This is a genomic window from Slackia faecicanis (assembly GCF_003725295.1).
In the GTDB taxonomy this organism is placed as follows: Bacteria; Actinomycetota; Coriobacteriia; order Coriobacteriales; family Eggerthellaceae; genus Slackia; species Slackia faecicanis.
Genome location: NZ_QICB01000006.1, coordinates 1 through 15,916, shown reverse-complemented (window position 1 = coordinate 15,916; position 15,916 = coordinate 1). Strand labels below are relative to the sequence as shown.

Here is a 15,916-nt window from a genome sequence, read left to right as displayed (position 1 = left end):
GTCTTGACTTAATTTTTCAACGTGATTAAATTATTCGTTTGCGTATTTACGCTCATATCGTCTATTTCCCTAACGGAAGGAAGACCTGTGGCCAAAGCAGAAAACAGCGCTCCCACCAGCCTTTATAGGGAACGTCGCAGCTTTGCGAAGATTCCCGACGTCATGGATGTGCCCAACCTGATCGCCATCCAGACGGATAGCTTCAAGTGGTTCATGGATGAAGGAATCACCGAAGCATTCAACGACGTGTGCCCCATCGAGAACGCAACGAAGGACATGTGCGTCGAGCTCGGCGCGCATAAATTCGGCGACCCGAAATACACCGTCGACGAGTGCAAAGAGAAGGACGTTTCCTACCAGGCTCCCTTGTTCGCCAACATTCGCTTCATCAACCGCGAGACCGGCGAAATCAAGGAGCAGGAAGTCTTCATGGGCGATTTCCCGCTCATGACCCCGCGCGGCACGTTCATCATCAACGGCACCGAGCGCGTCGTCGTCTCCCAGCTGGTCCGCTCCCCGGGCGTGTACTTCAGCTCCGAGCGCGACAAGACCTCCGATAAAACCATCTTCGGCGCGAAGGTCATTCCTTCCCGCGGCGCCTGGCTCGAGTTCGAGACCGACAAGCGCGACATCCTTTCCGTGCGAATCGACCGCAAGCGTAAGCAGCCGGCCACGCTGCTTCTGCGCGCGCTCGGCATCGCCGAGACCCGCGAGGAAATCGTCGACGTGCTCGGCAGCTCCGAAATGGTCCTGCGCACCCTCGACCGCGACCCCGCCACCACCAAGGACGAGGCCCTGATCGAGCTCTACAAGCGCTTCCGCCCCGGCGAGCCGCCCACGATCGACTCTGCGCGCACGCTGCTCGACGGCCTGTTCTTCAACCCGCAGCGCTACGACCTGGCGAAGGTGGGTCGCTACAAGGCCAACAAGAAGCTGGGCTTCCCTTCCGATTTCGATTCCTCCACGCTGACCGAGGAAGACATCATCGCGACCATGCGCTACATCGTCGCGCTGCACGAGGGCGAAGAGGGCTTCGCCGTCGATGATATCGACCACTTCGGCAACCGTCGCATCCGCACGGTCGGCGAGCTGATTCAGAATCAGTTCCGCATCGGCCTGTCCCGCATGGAGCGCGTCGTCCGCGAGCGCATGAGCATGCAGGAGCCCGACGAAATCACGCCGCAGTCGCTCGTCAACATCCGCCCGATCGTGGCGGCCATCAAGGAGTTCTTCGGCTCCTCGCAGCTGTCCCAGTTCATGGACCAGGCCAACCCCGCCGCAGGCATCACGCACAAGCGTCGTCTGTCGGCCCTCGGCCCGGGCGGTCTGTCGCGCGAGCGCGCAGGCTTCGAAGTCCGAGACGTCCATAACTCCCACTACGGCCGCATGTGCCCGATCGAGACCCCTGAAGGCCCGAACATCGGCCTGATCGGCTCGCTGGCAACCTACGCCCGCATCAACAGCTACGGCTTCATCGAGACGCCGTACCGTCGCGTCGTCGACGGCAAGGTGACCGACGAGGTCGACTACCTGACCGCCGATGAGGAAGAGAACTTCGCGATCGCTCAGGCGAACGAGTCCTTCGACCCCGAGACGCGCGTGTTCGGCAGCTTCGTCGACGGCGAGTTCGTTCCCGCCGAAAGGGTTCTGTGCCGTACGCGCGACGCCGCAGGCGTCTTCGGCGAGCCCGACGTGGTGGCCCCCGAAAAAGTGAATTACATGGACGTTTCCCCGCGTCAGATGACCTCTGTCGCAACGTCGCTCATTCCGTTCCTCGAGCACGACGACGCTAACCGCGCGCTCATGGGCTCCAACATGCAGCGTCAGGCAGTGCCCCTGCTGCAGCCCCATGCCCCGCTGGTCGGCACCGGCATCGAGCACCGCATCGCGGTCGACTCCGGCGAAGTCCTCGTGGCTCAGAACCCGGGCGTCGTCGACTACGTGGACGGCTCCACCGTCATCATCCGCAACGACGAGGGCGAATTCGACGAGTACCTGGTTCCCAAGTTCCAGCGCTCCAACCAGTCCGGCTGCATCAACCACAAGCCGATCGTTCGCAAGGGCGACGAGGTGGCCGCAGGCGACGTCCTGGCCGACGGCCCCAGCTGCGACCATGCCGAGCTGGCTCTGGGCCAGAACCTCATGGTTGCCTACATGACCTGGGAAGGCTTCAACTACGAGGACGCTATCATCGTGTCCGAGCGCGTTGTGGCCGAGGACCTGCTCACGTCTATCCACATCTCCGAATACGAAATCGACGCGCGCGACACCAAGCTCGGTCCTGAGGAAATCACCCGCGAGATCCCCAATATCTCCGAGGACATGATCTCCGACCTCGACGCCGACGGCATCATCCGCGTGGGCGCCGAAGTGTTCCCCGGCGACGTTCTCGTCGGCAAGGTCACGCCGAAGGGCGAGACCGAGCTGACCGCCGAGGAGCGCCTGCTGCGCGCCATCTTCGGCGAGAAGGCCCGCGAGGTCCGCGACACCTCCCTGAAGGTTCCCCATGGTGCGGGCGGCCGCGTCGTGGGCATCTATCGTTTCAGCCGCGAGGCCGGCGACGAACTGGCTCCGGGCGTCAACGAGCTCGTTCGCGTCTACATCGCTCAGAAGCGTAAGGTCCAGCAGGGCGACAAGCTGTCCGGTCGTCACGGCAACAAGGGCGTTATCTCCCGCGTTCTGCCTGTCGAGGACATGCCGTACCTGGCTGACGGCACGCCGATCGACGTCATGCTGAACCCCCTGGGCGTTCCTTCCCGTATGAACGTCGGCCAGCTGCTCGAGTGCCATCTCGGCTGGGCTGCCAAGTGGGGCTTCTCCGATGTCGAAGGCACGACCGAGGCCGTCGAAGGCCCGACCTACGTCGCGACCCCCGTCTTCGACGGCGCGACCGAGCCTGAGATCGTCGACGTCATCCAGAAGGCCAACGCCAACCTTATCAACCTCAATCATGCGAAGTACGGCGACATGGCGCGCGACGAGTTCGTCCCGCAGCTGTCCGTCACCGGCAAGACCACGCTCTACGACGGCCGCACCGGCGAGCCCTTCCGCGAGCAGATCACGGTCGGTTTCCCGTACATCCTGAAGCTGGGCCACATGGTCGACGACAAGATCCATGCCCGTTCGACCGGTCCTTACAGCCTGATCACCCAGCAGCCTCTCGGCGGCAAGGCCCAGTTCGGCGGCCAGCGTTTCGGCGAGATGGAAGTTTGGGCGCTGTACGCGTACGGCGCTTCCAACGTGCTGCAGGAGATTCTGACCGTCAAGTCCGACGACACCGCCGGCCGCGTCAAGGCGTACGAGGCGATCGTCAAGGGCGACAACATCGACGACGCCGAGGTCCCCGAGTCCTTCAAGGTTCTCATGAAGGAAATGAAGTCCCTCGGCCTGAACGTGGAAATGGTGGCGCAGGACCAGCACACCATCGACTTCGACGCCGCCGACGCCGAGACCAGGAACAGCGCCAACCGTGCGCGCACCCTGCTCGACGGCGATGCCGAGAAGTCCGAGCCCGCCGAAGGCGATGCCCTCAAAGACATCGCCGCAGACCTTCGTTCCCTCATGGACGACGACCTGCTGGGCGGCTCGAATGCCGATGTTGAAAGCCTGATCGGCGCCGATAGCGCTACCGTTACCGAAACCGGCGAAGGAGAAGAGCGATAAATGAGCGAATTCGACGTTAACAATTTCGACGCCCTGCGTATTTCCCTCGCCAGCGCCGAGGATATCCGCGGTTGGTCTCATGGCGAGGTGAAAAAGGCCGAGACCATCAACTACCGCACGCTCAAGCCCGAAAAGGACGGCTTGTTCTGCGAGAAGATCTTCGGCCCCACCAAAGACTGGGAGTGCGCCTGCGGCAAGTACAAGCGCGTGCGCTTCAAGGGCATCGTCTGCGAGCGCTGCGGCGTCGAAGTGACCCGCAGCAAGGTTCGCCGCGAGCGCATGGGCCACATCGAGCTCGCCGCTCCCGTCAGCCACATCTGGTACTTCAAAGGCTCTCCGTCGCGTCTGGGCTATCTGCTCGACATCGCGCCGAAGGAGCTCGAGAAGGTGCTGTACTTCGCATCTTCCATCGTGACCTGGGTCGATGAAGAGGCCCGCGAGGAAGACGTGGAAGAGCTGCGCGACGAGCTGGCCGCCGACCTCGAAGAGCTGGACGCCGAGCGCGACCGCCTCGTCGAGGCCACGCGTCGCCTTTCCACCGAATACGTGCCCGAGGACGACGAGTTCATCGACGAAATCGACGAAGACGAGCGCATGAGCCCCGAGGAGGTCGACGAGGAAATCGCCGACATCTACGAGGAGTTCAGCGAGCGCAAGGCCCTGCGCACCGAGGCATTCGACACGTTCCTGAAGATCGTGCCGAAGCAGCTCGTGCCCGACGAGGCCCTGTATCGCGAGATGCGTCTGAACTACAGCGACTACTTCCAGGGCGGCATGGGCGCCGAGGCTATCCGCGACCTGCTCGAGGCCATGGACCTGGAGAAGGTGGCCGAAGAGCTGAAGGAGACCATCGAGACCGGCAAGGGCCAGAAGCGTGCCAAGGCCATCAAGCGCCTGAAGGTCGTCGACGCGTTCCTGAAGTCCGACAACAGCCCGTGCGACATGATCTTGGACGTCATTCCGGTCATTCCGCCGGACCTGCGTCCTATGGTCCAGCTCGACGGCGGCCGTTTCGCCACGTCCGACCTCAACGACCTGTACCGTCGCGTCATCAACCGTAATAACCGCCTGAAGCGCCTGCTCGACCTCGGTGCTCCCGAGATCATCGTGAACAACGAGAAGCGCATGCTGCAGGAGGCCGTGGACTCCCTGTTCGACAACGGCCGTCGCGGCCGTCCCGTCACGGGCCCCGGCAACCGTCCGCTGAAGTCGCTCTCCGACATGCTCAAGGGCAAGCAGGGCCGCTTCCGCCAGAACCTGCTCGGCAAGCGCGTCGACTACTCCGGCCGTTCGGTTATCGTCGTCGGCCCGAACCTGAAGCTGCATCAGTGCGGCCTGCCTCAGCAGATGGCTCTGGAGCTGTTCAAGCCCTTCGTCATGAAGCGCCTGGTCGAGCTCGAGTACGCCGCCAACATCAAGGCAGCCAAGCGCGCCGTCGACCGCGGTGCCAGCTACGTGTGGGATGTCCTCGAAGAGGTCATCGTCGACCACCCCGTGCTGCTCAACCGCGCACCTACCCTGCATCGTCTGGGCATCCAGGCGTTCGAGCCGGTGCTGGTCGAGGGCAAGGCCATCAAGCTGCATCCGCTGGTCTGCACCGCGTTCAACGCCGACTTCGACGGCGACCAGATGGCAGTCCATGTGCCGCTGGGCAACGAGGCTCAGGCCGAGGCCCGCGTGCTCATGCTGTCCTCCAATAACATCAAGAGCCCTGCTCACGGTCGTCCGCTGACCATTCCTACCCAGGATATGATCATCGGTCTGTACTACCTGACCGCCGTGCGCGACGGCTTCCCGGGCGAAGGCCGCGTCTTCGTCGACTTCGACGACGCCCTGAACGCCTACGACGCCCGCGCCGATCTTGACCTGCAGGCCAGGATCAGCGTCCGCCTGAACCGCGACATGCAGGTGGCCACGGCCTACGGCGTGTTCGAGGACCACAAGGCAGGCGAGCGTATCGAGACCAGCGTCGGCCGCATCACGTTCAATGCCGTGCTGCCCGAGGACCATCCGTTCATCAACTACGAGATGAACAAGAAGGAAATCGGCCGCCTGATCGAGGATTGCTGCAACCGCTACAGCCTGTCCGAGATGCCCGGCATCCTGGACGGTCTGAAGGACGCCGGCTTCCACTATGCCACGCGCGCAGGCATCACCGTGTCCGTCTTCGACGCGACGGTTCCGCCGAACAAGGCCGAGCTGCTCGCCGCCGCCGACGACAAGGTCGCCGCGATCGACGAAGACTACGAGATGGGCCTCATGAGCCCCGAGGAGCGTCATAAGCAGGTTATCGACATCTGGAACGAGACGGCCGACAAGGTCGGCGACGCCATGGCCGATAACTTCGACAAGTTCAACCCCATCTACATGATGGCGTTCTCCGGCGCACGAGGTAACATCAAGCAGATTCGTCAGCTCGCCGGCATGCGAGGCCTCATGGGCAATACGAAGGGCGGCACGATCGACCGCCCCGTTAAGTCGAACTTCCGCGAGGGCCTGTCGGTTCTGGAGTACTTCATCTCCACGCACGGCACCCGTAAGGGCATGACCGACACCGCGCTTCGTACCGCCGACTCGGGTTACCTGACCCGTCGTCTGGTCGACGTCGCGCAGGACGTCATCGTCCGCGAAATCGACTGCGGCACCACCGAGGGCGTGTCCTATCCGCTGCACAACGAGAAGGGCGAGCTCGACGAGAACCTGATCGGCCGCTGCCTGGTTGCCGACACGGGCGACTTCAAAGAGGGCGACTACCTGTCCTCGATGGACGACCTCAAGGCTCTCGAGGCCGCGGGCATCGACGAGGTGGTCATCCGCACGGTCATGACCTGCCACGCCGAGCACGGCGTCTGCCAGAAGTGCTACGGTTGGGACCTCGCCACCGGCCGCCCGGTCAACATCGGCACGGCTGTCGGCGTCATCGCCGCCCAGTCGATCGGCGAGCCCGGCACGCAGCTGACGATGCGTACGTTCCACGCTGGCGGCGTTGCGGGCGACGACATCACGCACGGTCTGCCCCGTGTCACCGAGTTGTTCGAGGCGCGCAAGCCTAAGGGCCTCGCCGTCCTCGCCGAAATCGGCGGCACGCTGCAGGTGTCTTCCGACAAGACCACGAAGACCCTCACGGTCCATGACCAGGAAGGCAACTTCCGCGAGTACGTGGTTTCCGCGCGCGCCCAGCTTCTGCCCGGCATCTTCGACGGTTGCCAGGTCAAGCCCGGCCAGCAGCTCACCAAGGGTTCCGTGAACCCGCACGACCTGCTGCGCCTGACCGACCCCAACACCACGCTGCGCTACATCGTGGCCGAGGTCCAGGACGTGTACGTGTCCCAGGGCGTCGACATCAACGACAAGCACATCGAGGTCATCGCGCGTCAGATGCTGCGCAAGGAAGTGGTCATGGACGCCGGCGATTCCGAGCTTCTGCCCGGCCGCCAGGTCAACCGCCACGAGTTCGAGCGCATCGCCGACGAGCTCATCGCCGAAGGCAAGCAGCCGCCGGTGGGCCAGCCTCTGCTGCTGGGCATCACCAAGGCGTCTCTCGCCACCGACTCGTTCCTGTCGGCCGCTTCGTTCCAGGAGACCACCAAGGTTCTCACGGACGCAGCCATCGAGGGCAAGACCGACGTTTTGTCCGGCCTGAAGGAGAACGTCATCATCGGCAAGCCGATTCCTGCCGGTACGGGCCTCGCTCGCTACCACCAGGTGGGTCTGACTTACAAGGGTCAGTCCGTCGGCGGCGAAATCGAGGACCAGCTGCCCGATTACGCTCCGTCCGAGCTGCGCGAAATCGAGGACCTGCTGCCTCAGCCGCAGGATTGGTCGCTCGATGAGAACTACATGAACGGCTACTCCAGCTACTTCGGCGGCAGCAGCTTCCGCGGCGGCCGCGCCCAGCAGCTCTCCGACGAGGATGCACGTCTGTACCTCTACGACGACCTGGGCGTGTCTCAGCGCTGGGCCAACAAGTTCAGCGAGGCGGGCATCGAGACGGTTTCCGACCTGGTCGGTTACACCGAAGACGAGCTGCTGCGCATCGAGGGCATCGGCGCCAAGGCGCTCGAGGAGCTCAAGGCCGGCCTCAACGAGCACGAGCTCGGCTACCTGCTCGAGGACGATCTGGCCGCTTCGAGCGACGACATGAGCCAGCTGCTCGACATGGTGTTCAGCCCCGATGACACCATCCTCATCGGCGGCGACGCTCCGGCCACCTTCAACACCGAAGGTGAGGAGATGCTCGGCGAGGCCCTGCCTCCCCGCAGCTATCACCGCGATCTGAGCGAGCTCGACGCTCTGCTCGGCGGCCTGGGCGACCTCGGCTTCGGCGAGACTTCGGAAGAGTCCGAGTCCGAAGGCGAAGACGAGGAATAAAGCGCATACATCGCTTTCATGAAGAAGGCGGCCTTCGGGCCGCCTTCTTTTCGTTGCGCAGGCGGTTTCCCGGCGCCGCTTCTCCCGTTTTCCCTGTCCCATAACAGGGAAACCCCCAACGCCGCCACGTCTTTCCGTCTGAGGTGATACTCTGTATGAAATGGGAAGGAGCGTACTATGGTCGAGGTTAAAACAGAGGCGGTCGGTCGGCTCGGTCGTCCTCGATATCTGGTTTTGGGAATGGACCCAGGCATTGCGAGTTGCGGCTTCGCGTTGCTCGATATCAACAATCATGAGATCTTGGAAATGGGCGTTCGCTTGTTCGATGCCCCGTTGCATCCTAAAACGAAGCAGAGCTTGGCCGCTATTCGTCGCGGCTTCCGTTCGACGCGGCGCAATATCGACCGAACGCAGGATCGACTCAAGCATTGCTTCGAGTGCTTTAAGAAATACGGCGTCGTTCCAGATGATGCCGATAAAGAATATCTTCATACGGTCAAAGGGGATAAACAGCCCCTCAAGCTTCGTGTCGATGGCCTGAATCGCATGCTCACGAACAGGGAGTGGGCCATGGCCCTCTATTCTCTGTGCAAGCGTCGTGGCTACATTCCGCACGGCGAAGGCGCTCAGGATAAATCGAGCGATGACGGCAAGGTGCTTGCTGCGATCAGCGCGAATGAAAAAGAAATCGCAGCAGGAAAATTCAGAACCGCAGGCGAATGGCTCGCGTCGCGTCCCACGAGCAGGAATCGCGGGGGCAATTACGAGATGTGCGTCAAGCACGAGCAGCTTATCGAAGAAACCCGTATTCTGTTCGAAGCACAGCGCTCGTTCGGTTCCAAGGTTGCCTCTGAAGATTTCGAGCGCGAATACATCGACATATGCAATTGGGAACGGCCGCGCGACGATTTCGATAGGCGTACGTACGGCCTGGTGGGGTCATGCGTTTACTTTCCGCAAGAGAAGCGCGCGGCACGTTGCACGCTTACGAGCGAGCTTGTTTCCGCGTATGGCGCTTTGGGAAATATAACCATCGTGCTCGGCGACGGCGGCGTGCGCCGTCTTACGGCGGCCGAACGAGACGAATGCATTCGCATATTGTTTACGGCCGATCCGAATGCGAAGACCCGCGTTGTGAAGTTCGGTGCCTTGCGCAAAAAGCTCGACTTGAGTTCGCGCGATTATTTCAAGGGCGTTCCTGCCGATGACGAAAAGACCCGTGAGGTGTTCAAACCCAGCGGTTGGCGCGCCTTGTATTCGACGTTGCGGGAATCCAATCCGCAGCTTCTCGCAAGGTTGAGGGACGATATCGATTTGGCGGATGCCGTTATGGAGGCCGCCGCGTATGCATCATCTGCGTCGAGCTTGGAGAACTGCCTCAGCCAGCTTCCTCTTAGCGATGATGAAAAGCAGGCGCTTTGCGCGCTGCCGTATTCGTCTAAAGTGCTGAATGGATATGGAAGCCGCTCGAAAAAGGCGCTCGACTTGCTGCTTGCTTGTCTCAAAGAACCCGAAGTGCTCAATCTGACCGATGCCGAGGCGGCATGTGGGTTGGATGCGTTGCGTCTTGGCGGCCCACAGCTCGAGCGTTCCGAGAAGCTGATTCCCTATGAGGCCTGGGTAAGCGCGGCGGGTCGTACGAATAACAATCCTGTCGTCATTCGTGCTATGTCGCAAATGCGCAAGGTCGTAAATGCCATATGCGGCAAATGGGGCGTTCCGAACGAAATCCACGTCGAACTTGACCGCGAGCTTCGGTTGCCTAAGCGTGCGAAAGAAGAAATTGCCAAGGCCAATAAGAAAAACGAGAAAGAGCGCGAGCGCATAGCCGTTCAGGCCGCGGACATTCTTTCCTGCAGCCCCGATGAGGTGAGCGGAAAGCAGATAGAGAAGTACCGCTTGTGGGAGGAGCAGGAAAACTCCGATTTGTATACGGGCGAGCGTATCCACGTCCAACGCCTTTTGAGCGATGACACCTATACGCAGATCGACCATATTCTTCCGTTTTCGCGAACGGGAGAGAATTCGCGTAATAACAAGGTGCTCGTGCTTTCGGAAAGCAATCAGCAGAAACGCGAGCAGACTCCGTATGAATGGATGAATTCGGGCCAGCCTGGTGCTCCGTCGTGGGACGAGTTCAAACTTCGAGTTCAGGCGAACCAGCATCTTAAGCACCGCAAGAAAGAATTCTTGCTCGAGCAGGATTTGGAATCGAAGGAAGTCGAATTCCTCCAGCGAAACGTGACCGACACGGCTTATATGTCGCGCGAAGTCTGCGCCTATCTGTCCGATTGCCTGTTGTTCCCCGATGACGGCATGAAGGTTCACGTTGTTCCCACGACGGGTCGCGCTACGGCATGGTTGCGTCGCCGATGGGGGCTGAACTTCGGAGCAACGGGGGAGAAGGACCGTTCGGACGACCGTCATCATGCTACGGACGCCTGCGTTATTGCCGCGTGCAGCAGGGGCCTTGTCATCAAGACGGCAAAGGTTATGAAGGGAACGCACTGGAGCATCACGCGTAATATGACGTCGGAGGAGCGCAGAGATGCCCGTATGGAGGCGTTGCGTGAGAGCATGCCCTGGGAAAGCTTCGCCGACGATGTCCGCGCACGTCGCGATTTCGTGGTACCCACGCGCTATGTGCCTCGTAAAGGCAGCGGTGAGCTTTTCGAGCAGACAGTGTATTCGTATGTCGGTCGGAACGAAAAAGGGCAGGACCTTGGCCGAAAGAAGGGCGTCGACAAAGATAAGGTCATGGGCAATGCCGTAGTGTCCGATGATGGAAAATCGGTCATTAAGGTGAGCGAGATGCTGTGCCTGCGTTTGTGGCACGATCCAGAGATTAAAAAGAAGGGGAAGGTCGTTGGCGGCTGGTATGCCGACCCGGTGTACAAGTCTGATATTCCCGCTCTTAAGGATGGCACGTATGTGCCGCGAATCGCAAAGGCCCACTGCGGCCGTTCGGCGTGGGCGCCTGTTCCCGAACGGCTTTTGCTCCAGCGTCCGGTTGAGTTGTATCTTGGTGATGTTGTCAGGGTGAAAGAGATGGTTGGGTGCCTTTCTGGTTTTGACATGGGTGGTGTTGCATGGAAGTTCGTTGACCCAATGACGCGTGAGTCGATATCTGCGCCGACCATTGGAAGTCTTACGGGCAAGGATGCTCCCAAGGTGGTTCGTGGGGGCATTGTCGGTTAGCCTAATCGATTCGGGCCTCGTCTTGGTTTTACGAGGTCCGAATTGCTTTGATTCCAATAAGCTTCCGTGTGGTTCTTGATACTGGTTGCCATCGAGTACGTCTTGAGCTCGCACTTTTCCCCAAGCTGATACAATGCCGTTGCGCGACGCCGAAGGCTATTTCGTGTCTTGAGCTCGCACTTTTCCCCAAGCTGATACAATCAGGACGCGCCCGTCTACGAATCCCCACAGGTCTTGAGCTCGCACTTTTCCCCAAGCTGATACAATGCTAGGCGCCGCGTAATCCCCATCACGTTTGTCTTGAGCTCGCACTTTTCCCCAAGCTGATACAATGCATGCGACGCCGACGACAGACTCGTCTTCGTCTTGAGCTCGCACTTTTCCCCAAGCTGATACAATGCTGCGCTGATGAAGCAGCACGCATCGGAAGTCTTGAGCTCGCACTTTTCCCCAAGCTGATACAATCGCCGCGCACCTGCTGGCAGTCGGCTTCGAGTCTTGGGCTCGCACTTTTCCCCAAGCTGATACAATTGCAAACGCTGAAAGAGTTCAGGCTGCGCAGTCTTGAGCTCGCACTTTTCCCCAAGCTGATACAATGAGAGACACATATAGCCCGCGTACTGGATAGTCTTGAGCTCGCACTTTTCCCCAAGCTGATACAATGTTGCCCACGGCGTAGTCGTAATAGGCCGTGTCTTGAGCTCGTACTTTTCCCCAAGCTGATACAATCCTATCGGCAACACTCGCGGCTTCGTGTAGGTCTTGAGCTCGCACTTTTCCCCAAGCTGATACAATTGCACCTCGCGCGGCATCAATGCGTCTTTGGTCTTGAGCTCGCACTTTTCCCCAAGCTGATACAATCGGTGCATATCTTTCTGCCCAAACCGCCTAGTCTTGAGCTCGCACTTTTCCCCAAGCTGATACAATTGATCTCGGCCATCTTTGACGATTCGGGCAAGTCTTGAGCTCGCACTTTTCCCCAAGCTGATACAATCCGCTCGACGTATACAAGTAAAGTCATAGTGTCTTGAGCTCGCACTTTTCCCCAAGCTGATACAATCACGGCACCGAGATAGACGCGATCCGTACTAGTCTTGAGCTCGCACTTTTCCCCAAGCTGATACAATACGAAGCCATCGAAACCACGCAGAACGCCGGTCTTGAGCTCGCACTTTTCCCCAAGCTGATACAATAACCACGACGCCTTCTCGACGACGATAGTAGTCTTGAGCTCGCACTTTTCCCCAAGCTGATACAATGAAACGCGCGAGTTTGACGACAAATCTTGGGTCTTGAGCTCGCACTTTTCCCCAAGCTGATACAATCATATCAGCATCACTCAACATTGCCACAGCGTCTTGAGCTCGCACTTTTCCCCAAGCTGATACAATATGTATCGAAAAAATCCCCTGTCATCAGGGGATTTGCATTTTCTCTCAAATAAAATCCAACCGAAAACGACTGCATGTGAGAGTGTTTTATTCGATTTTATTTTGCTATTCCAGCTGTCATTGGGCCAAAAAACACCCAGATGAGGGGTGAAAAATACCCTCATAATGTGTTAGCTTTATGGAGTCATGGAAGAATGGCGTAAGAATTTACGGCTGCTATTTTGCCCAGAAAAGAGTTCGCCCCGCGCCTTCCGAAGATGACGCGGGGGTAACCCTACGGGTGAACCTACCGTTGTAGGTTCCCCTTGTCTGGAGTCTCGCACTTTTCCCCAAGGTGAGACGTTTGACATTGCCTTATTGTAGCGCATTCACAGGGAAGGTGCGTGAAAAATGGCTCAGAGGACTATCCTTATTCAGAGTAAGGCGCATTTATGCGTCCGGAACGGATTGCTCCAGATCGAAACGGACGATAAAAGCCTGGCTATTCCTCTTGAAGACATCTGGGTCGTCATCGTGGAGTCGCATCTCAGCACCCTCACGGTATCGTGCATGTCGAGCCTGAACGAGGCGGGAATCGGCGTGATGATTTGCGGGCGCAATCACATGCCGAACGGCCTTCTTCTTCCGCTTGGCGCTCATTCGCGCCATGCAAAAATCGTGGAAGACCAGCTCATGATGAGCGTGCCGATGAAAAAGCAGCTTTGGAAAAGAATCGTTCAATCGAAAATAGAGAATCAGGCCGCTGTTTTGAGAGAGATGGGCATCGATTCGAGCCCTCTTGATGAATACGCCGCTTCGGTTCAGTCGGGCGATAAGAACAACAGGGAAGGCGCTGCTGCCGCGGTGTATTTCAAGCGCCTGATCAAGGATGGAACCAGAAGGGCCAGCGCACAGAGCGCCGCCCTCGATTACGGGTATGGCGTTTTGCGCGCGGGAATAGGCCGCGCTGTCGTGGGCGGCGGGTGGCTTGCTTCCCAGGGCATTCATCACCACAGCGTCTATAACGCATTCAACTTAGTGGACGATCTGATAGAGCCGTTTCGCCCGCTTGTCGATCTTATCGTTATGAGCTACGGCCTCGAAGATCCCTTGGAATCATCCGATAAGGCGTTGCTCGCCCGTGTTTTCGAGCATGTGATGCTGATAGACGGAAAGCATTGCGGATGCCAGCAATGCATCGAGGTTGTTTTGTCTTCCCTGAGGACGGCTGTCTTGGAGAAGGATCCGAGCAAGCTTCTCCTGCCGCGACTCGAGGGGCTTGAAATGGTAACGGTCGAATAGGACAGGAGGAGGAATGAGGGTCATGCGTTTGATGGTGTTGTTCGATCTGCCTACGGGGAACAAGAAAGAGCGGAAGTCTTATGCGGAGTTCAGGAAGTTTCTTATCCATGACGGCTACCACATGGAGCAGTTCTCGGTGTACTCGAGGCTCCTGATAACGCGCGAATCTTCCGCGATGCACATTGCGCGTCTCAGGGAGCACTTGCCCGAAGCGGGCGAAGTGACGGTTATCCAGATGACCGAGAAGCAATACGAAGATCGGCTTGTTTTGCTCAGCGAGCATAAGGAAAAGCCCGTTGAAGAAAGCGCCCAGCTCACGCTTGTTCTCTAGCTTTGAAATGGAGCGAGGCGAGTCTGCGCCCGAAGGGCCTAGCCGCGGGCGCCTTCGGGTGCCTTGCGACGGGCGGCCATGCGTCAAGGCGCCCCATTTATGCGAAGTATGGTGCATTTCCGCTGCTTATATGCGCTATTCGCCCGTGATTCGCGCCGAATCGATTTTCCGTCGAGACGTATGTGATAGGGTGGAGGCGAAAAACTACGAGCGAAGGCGCGGATTGCTTGTTTCGAAACGATTCGTGCTGCTAAGGAGCGGGCATCATGGCAATCGAAGAGCAGGTCACCGAGCGCATCAAGGAGATAGCGGCCGCGACGGAGGACACGATCGTCGCCGACCGACGTTATTTCCACGCGCATCCTGAGCTGTCAGGCAAAGAGGTCAGCACGGCGGGCACCATCTGTGCCCGTCTTGCACGTATGGGCATTCCGTACGAGCGCGTGGCGAAGACGGGCGTTATCGCTACGATCAAGGGAACGGCCGACGACGCGTACGACGCCGAGGGCAACCCCAAACGCCGCATCGCCCTGCGCGCCGATATCGACGCGCTGCCCGTGCTCGAGCGAACCGGCTTGCCGTATGAATCCGAGAACAGCGGCGTCATGCACGCGTGCGGTCACGATTGCCACATTGCGATGATGCTCGGATCGGCGCGCATTCTCATGCAGATGCGCGACCAGATCCACGGCGAGGTGCGTATCATCTTCCAGCCCGCCGAAGAAATTTCCATCGGCTCGCGCATGATGATCCGCGCCGGCGCCCTCGACGGCGTCGACGGCGTGTTCGGCATGCATATCTGGAGCGAAATCGAGGCGGGCAAGATTTCGGCCGAGCCGGGCCAGCGCATGGCCCATACCGACTGGTTCCGCGTCGATATCGACGGCCAGAGCGCCCACGGTTCCATGCCTCACAAGGGCGTCGATGCCGTCGTGGTTGCCGCAGAGCTGGTCGTCGCCCTTCAGGTTTTGGTCAGCCGCGATATTTCTCCGTTCGAGCCGCTGGTCGTCACGGTGGGCGAGGTCCACGGCGGCGAAGCGCGCAACATCATGGCCGGTTCGGCCTATCTGACCGGCACGGTCAGGACGTGGAGCGAGAAGACGCGCGCCGCCATGCCCGATCGCCTGAAGCACTTGATCGACCGCTCCGCCGGCGCGTTCGGCGCCACGGCCAAGCTGACTTATGAGGCCGGCAACGCGGGCCTTGCCAACGACGAGGAAAGCGCGTACAGGGCGCAGGCCAGCGTGAAGAAGCTGTTCGGCGATGATGCCTTGTGCGATTACGAAGGCACCCTGGCGGGCGAGGATTTCTCCGAATACCTGGCGCGCGTTCCCGGCGCGTTCGTGTTCCTGGGATGCCGCAACCCGCATATCGATGCGGTGCATGCGCAGCATAGCTGCTACTACCGCGTCGACGAAAGCACGTTGGTGAAGGGCGCCATGCTGTACACGCAGTACGCGATCGACTTCTTGAACGAGTAGGCTTTCGGGCGCTTTCGCCCTGGGCCGAACCACGGCGTTTCGAGCCGCCGTCGACCGAAGGGTCGGCGGCGGCTTTTCGTTTAATGGCTTCAGCCTGGCGCGCGCGTAGCCGCGCCGAGACAACCACCCGCTTTGCGGGTGGTACCCAATCTGCTTTACAAAACCACCTTTCCGTCGGATATTGACGATGTTCAGGCCGT

Annotated in this window: 6 protein-coding genes and 1 CRISPR repeat array; all 6 genes read left to right on the top strand. The window is 59.6% G+C overall.

Annotation, left to right across the window (positions count from 1 at the left end):
- The first annotated feature begins 87 nt into the window (after positions 1-87).
- Complete coding sequence (gene rpoB, locus DMP07_RS07275; RefSeq protein WP_123198493.1) at positions 88-3,663, top strand: DNA-directed RNA polymerase subunit beta; 3,576 nt, start codon at positions 88-90, stop codon at positions 3,661-3,663.
- On the top strand, positions 3,664-8,034 hold the full coding sequence (locus tag DMP07_RS07270; protein ID WP_123198492.1) for a DNA-directed RNA polymerase subunit beta': 4,371 nt from the start codon (positions 3,664-3,666) through the stop codon (positions 8,032-8,034).
- A 177-nt stretch (positions 8,035-8,211) separates the two neighbouring features.
- Positions 8,212-11,232, top strand: coding sequence for a type II CRISPR RNA-guided endonuclease Cas9 (gene cas9 / locus DMP07_RS07265; protein ID WP_123198491.1), 3,021 nt, complete (start codon positions 8,212-8,214; stop codon positions 11,230-11,232).
- A gap of 99 nt (positions 11,233-11,331) precedes the next feature.
- Positions 11,332-12,623: a CRISPR direct-repeat array (repeat unit 36 nt; unit sequence GTCTTGAGCTCGCACTTTTCCCCAAGCTGATACAAT).
- Positions 12,624-13,013: 390 nt separating this feature from the next.
- On the top strand, positions 13,014-13,904 hold the full coding sequence (cas1, locus tag DMP07_RS07260; RefSeq protein ID WP_123198490.1) for a type II CRISPR-associated endonuclease Cas1: 891 nt from the start codon (positions 13,014-13,016) through the stop codon (positions 13,902-13,904).
- A gap of 22 nt (positions 13,905-13,926) precedes the next feature.
- Entirely contained in the window at positions 13,927-14,235 is a 309-nt protein-coding gene (gene cas2 / locus DMP07_RS07255; RefSeq protein ID WP_211324540.1) for a CRISPR-associated endonuclease Cas2, read from the top strand.
- A 266-nt stretch (positions 14,236-14,501) separates the two neighbouring features.
- Complete coding sequence (locus tag DMP07_RS07250; protein ID WP_123198488.1) at positions 14,502-15,716, top strand: amidohydrolase; 1,215 nt, start codon at positions 14,502-14,504, stop codon at positions 15,714-15,716.
- The last annotated feature ends 200 nt before the right edge of the window (positions 15,717-15,916 follow it).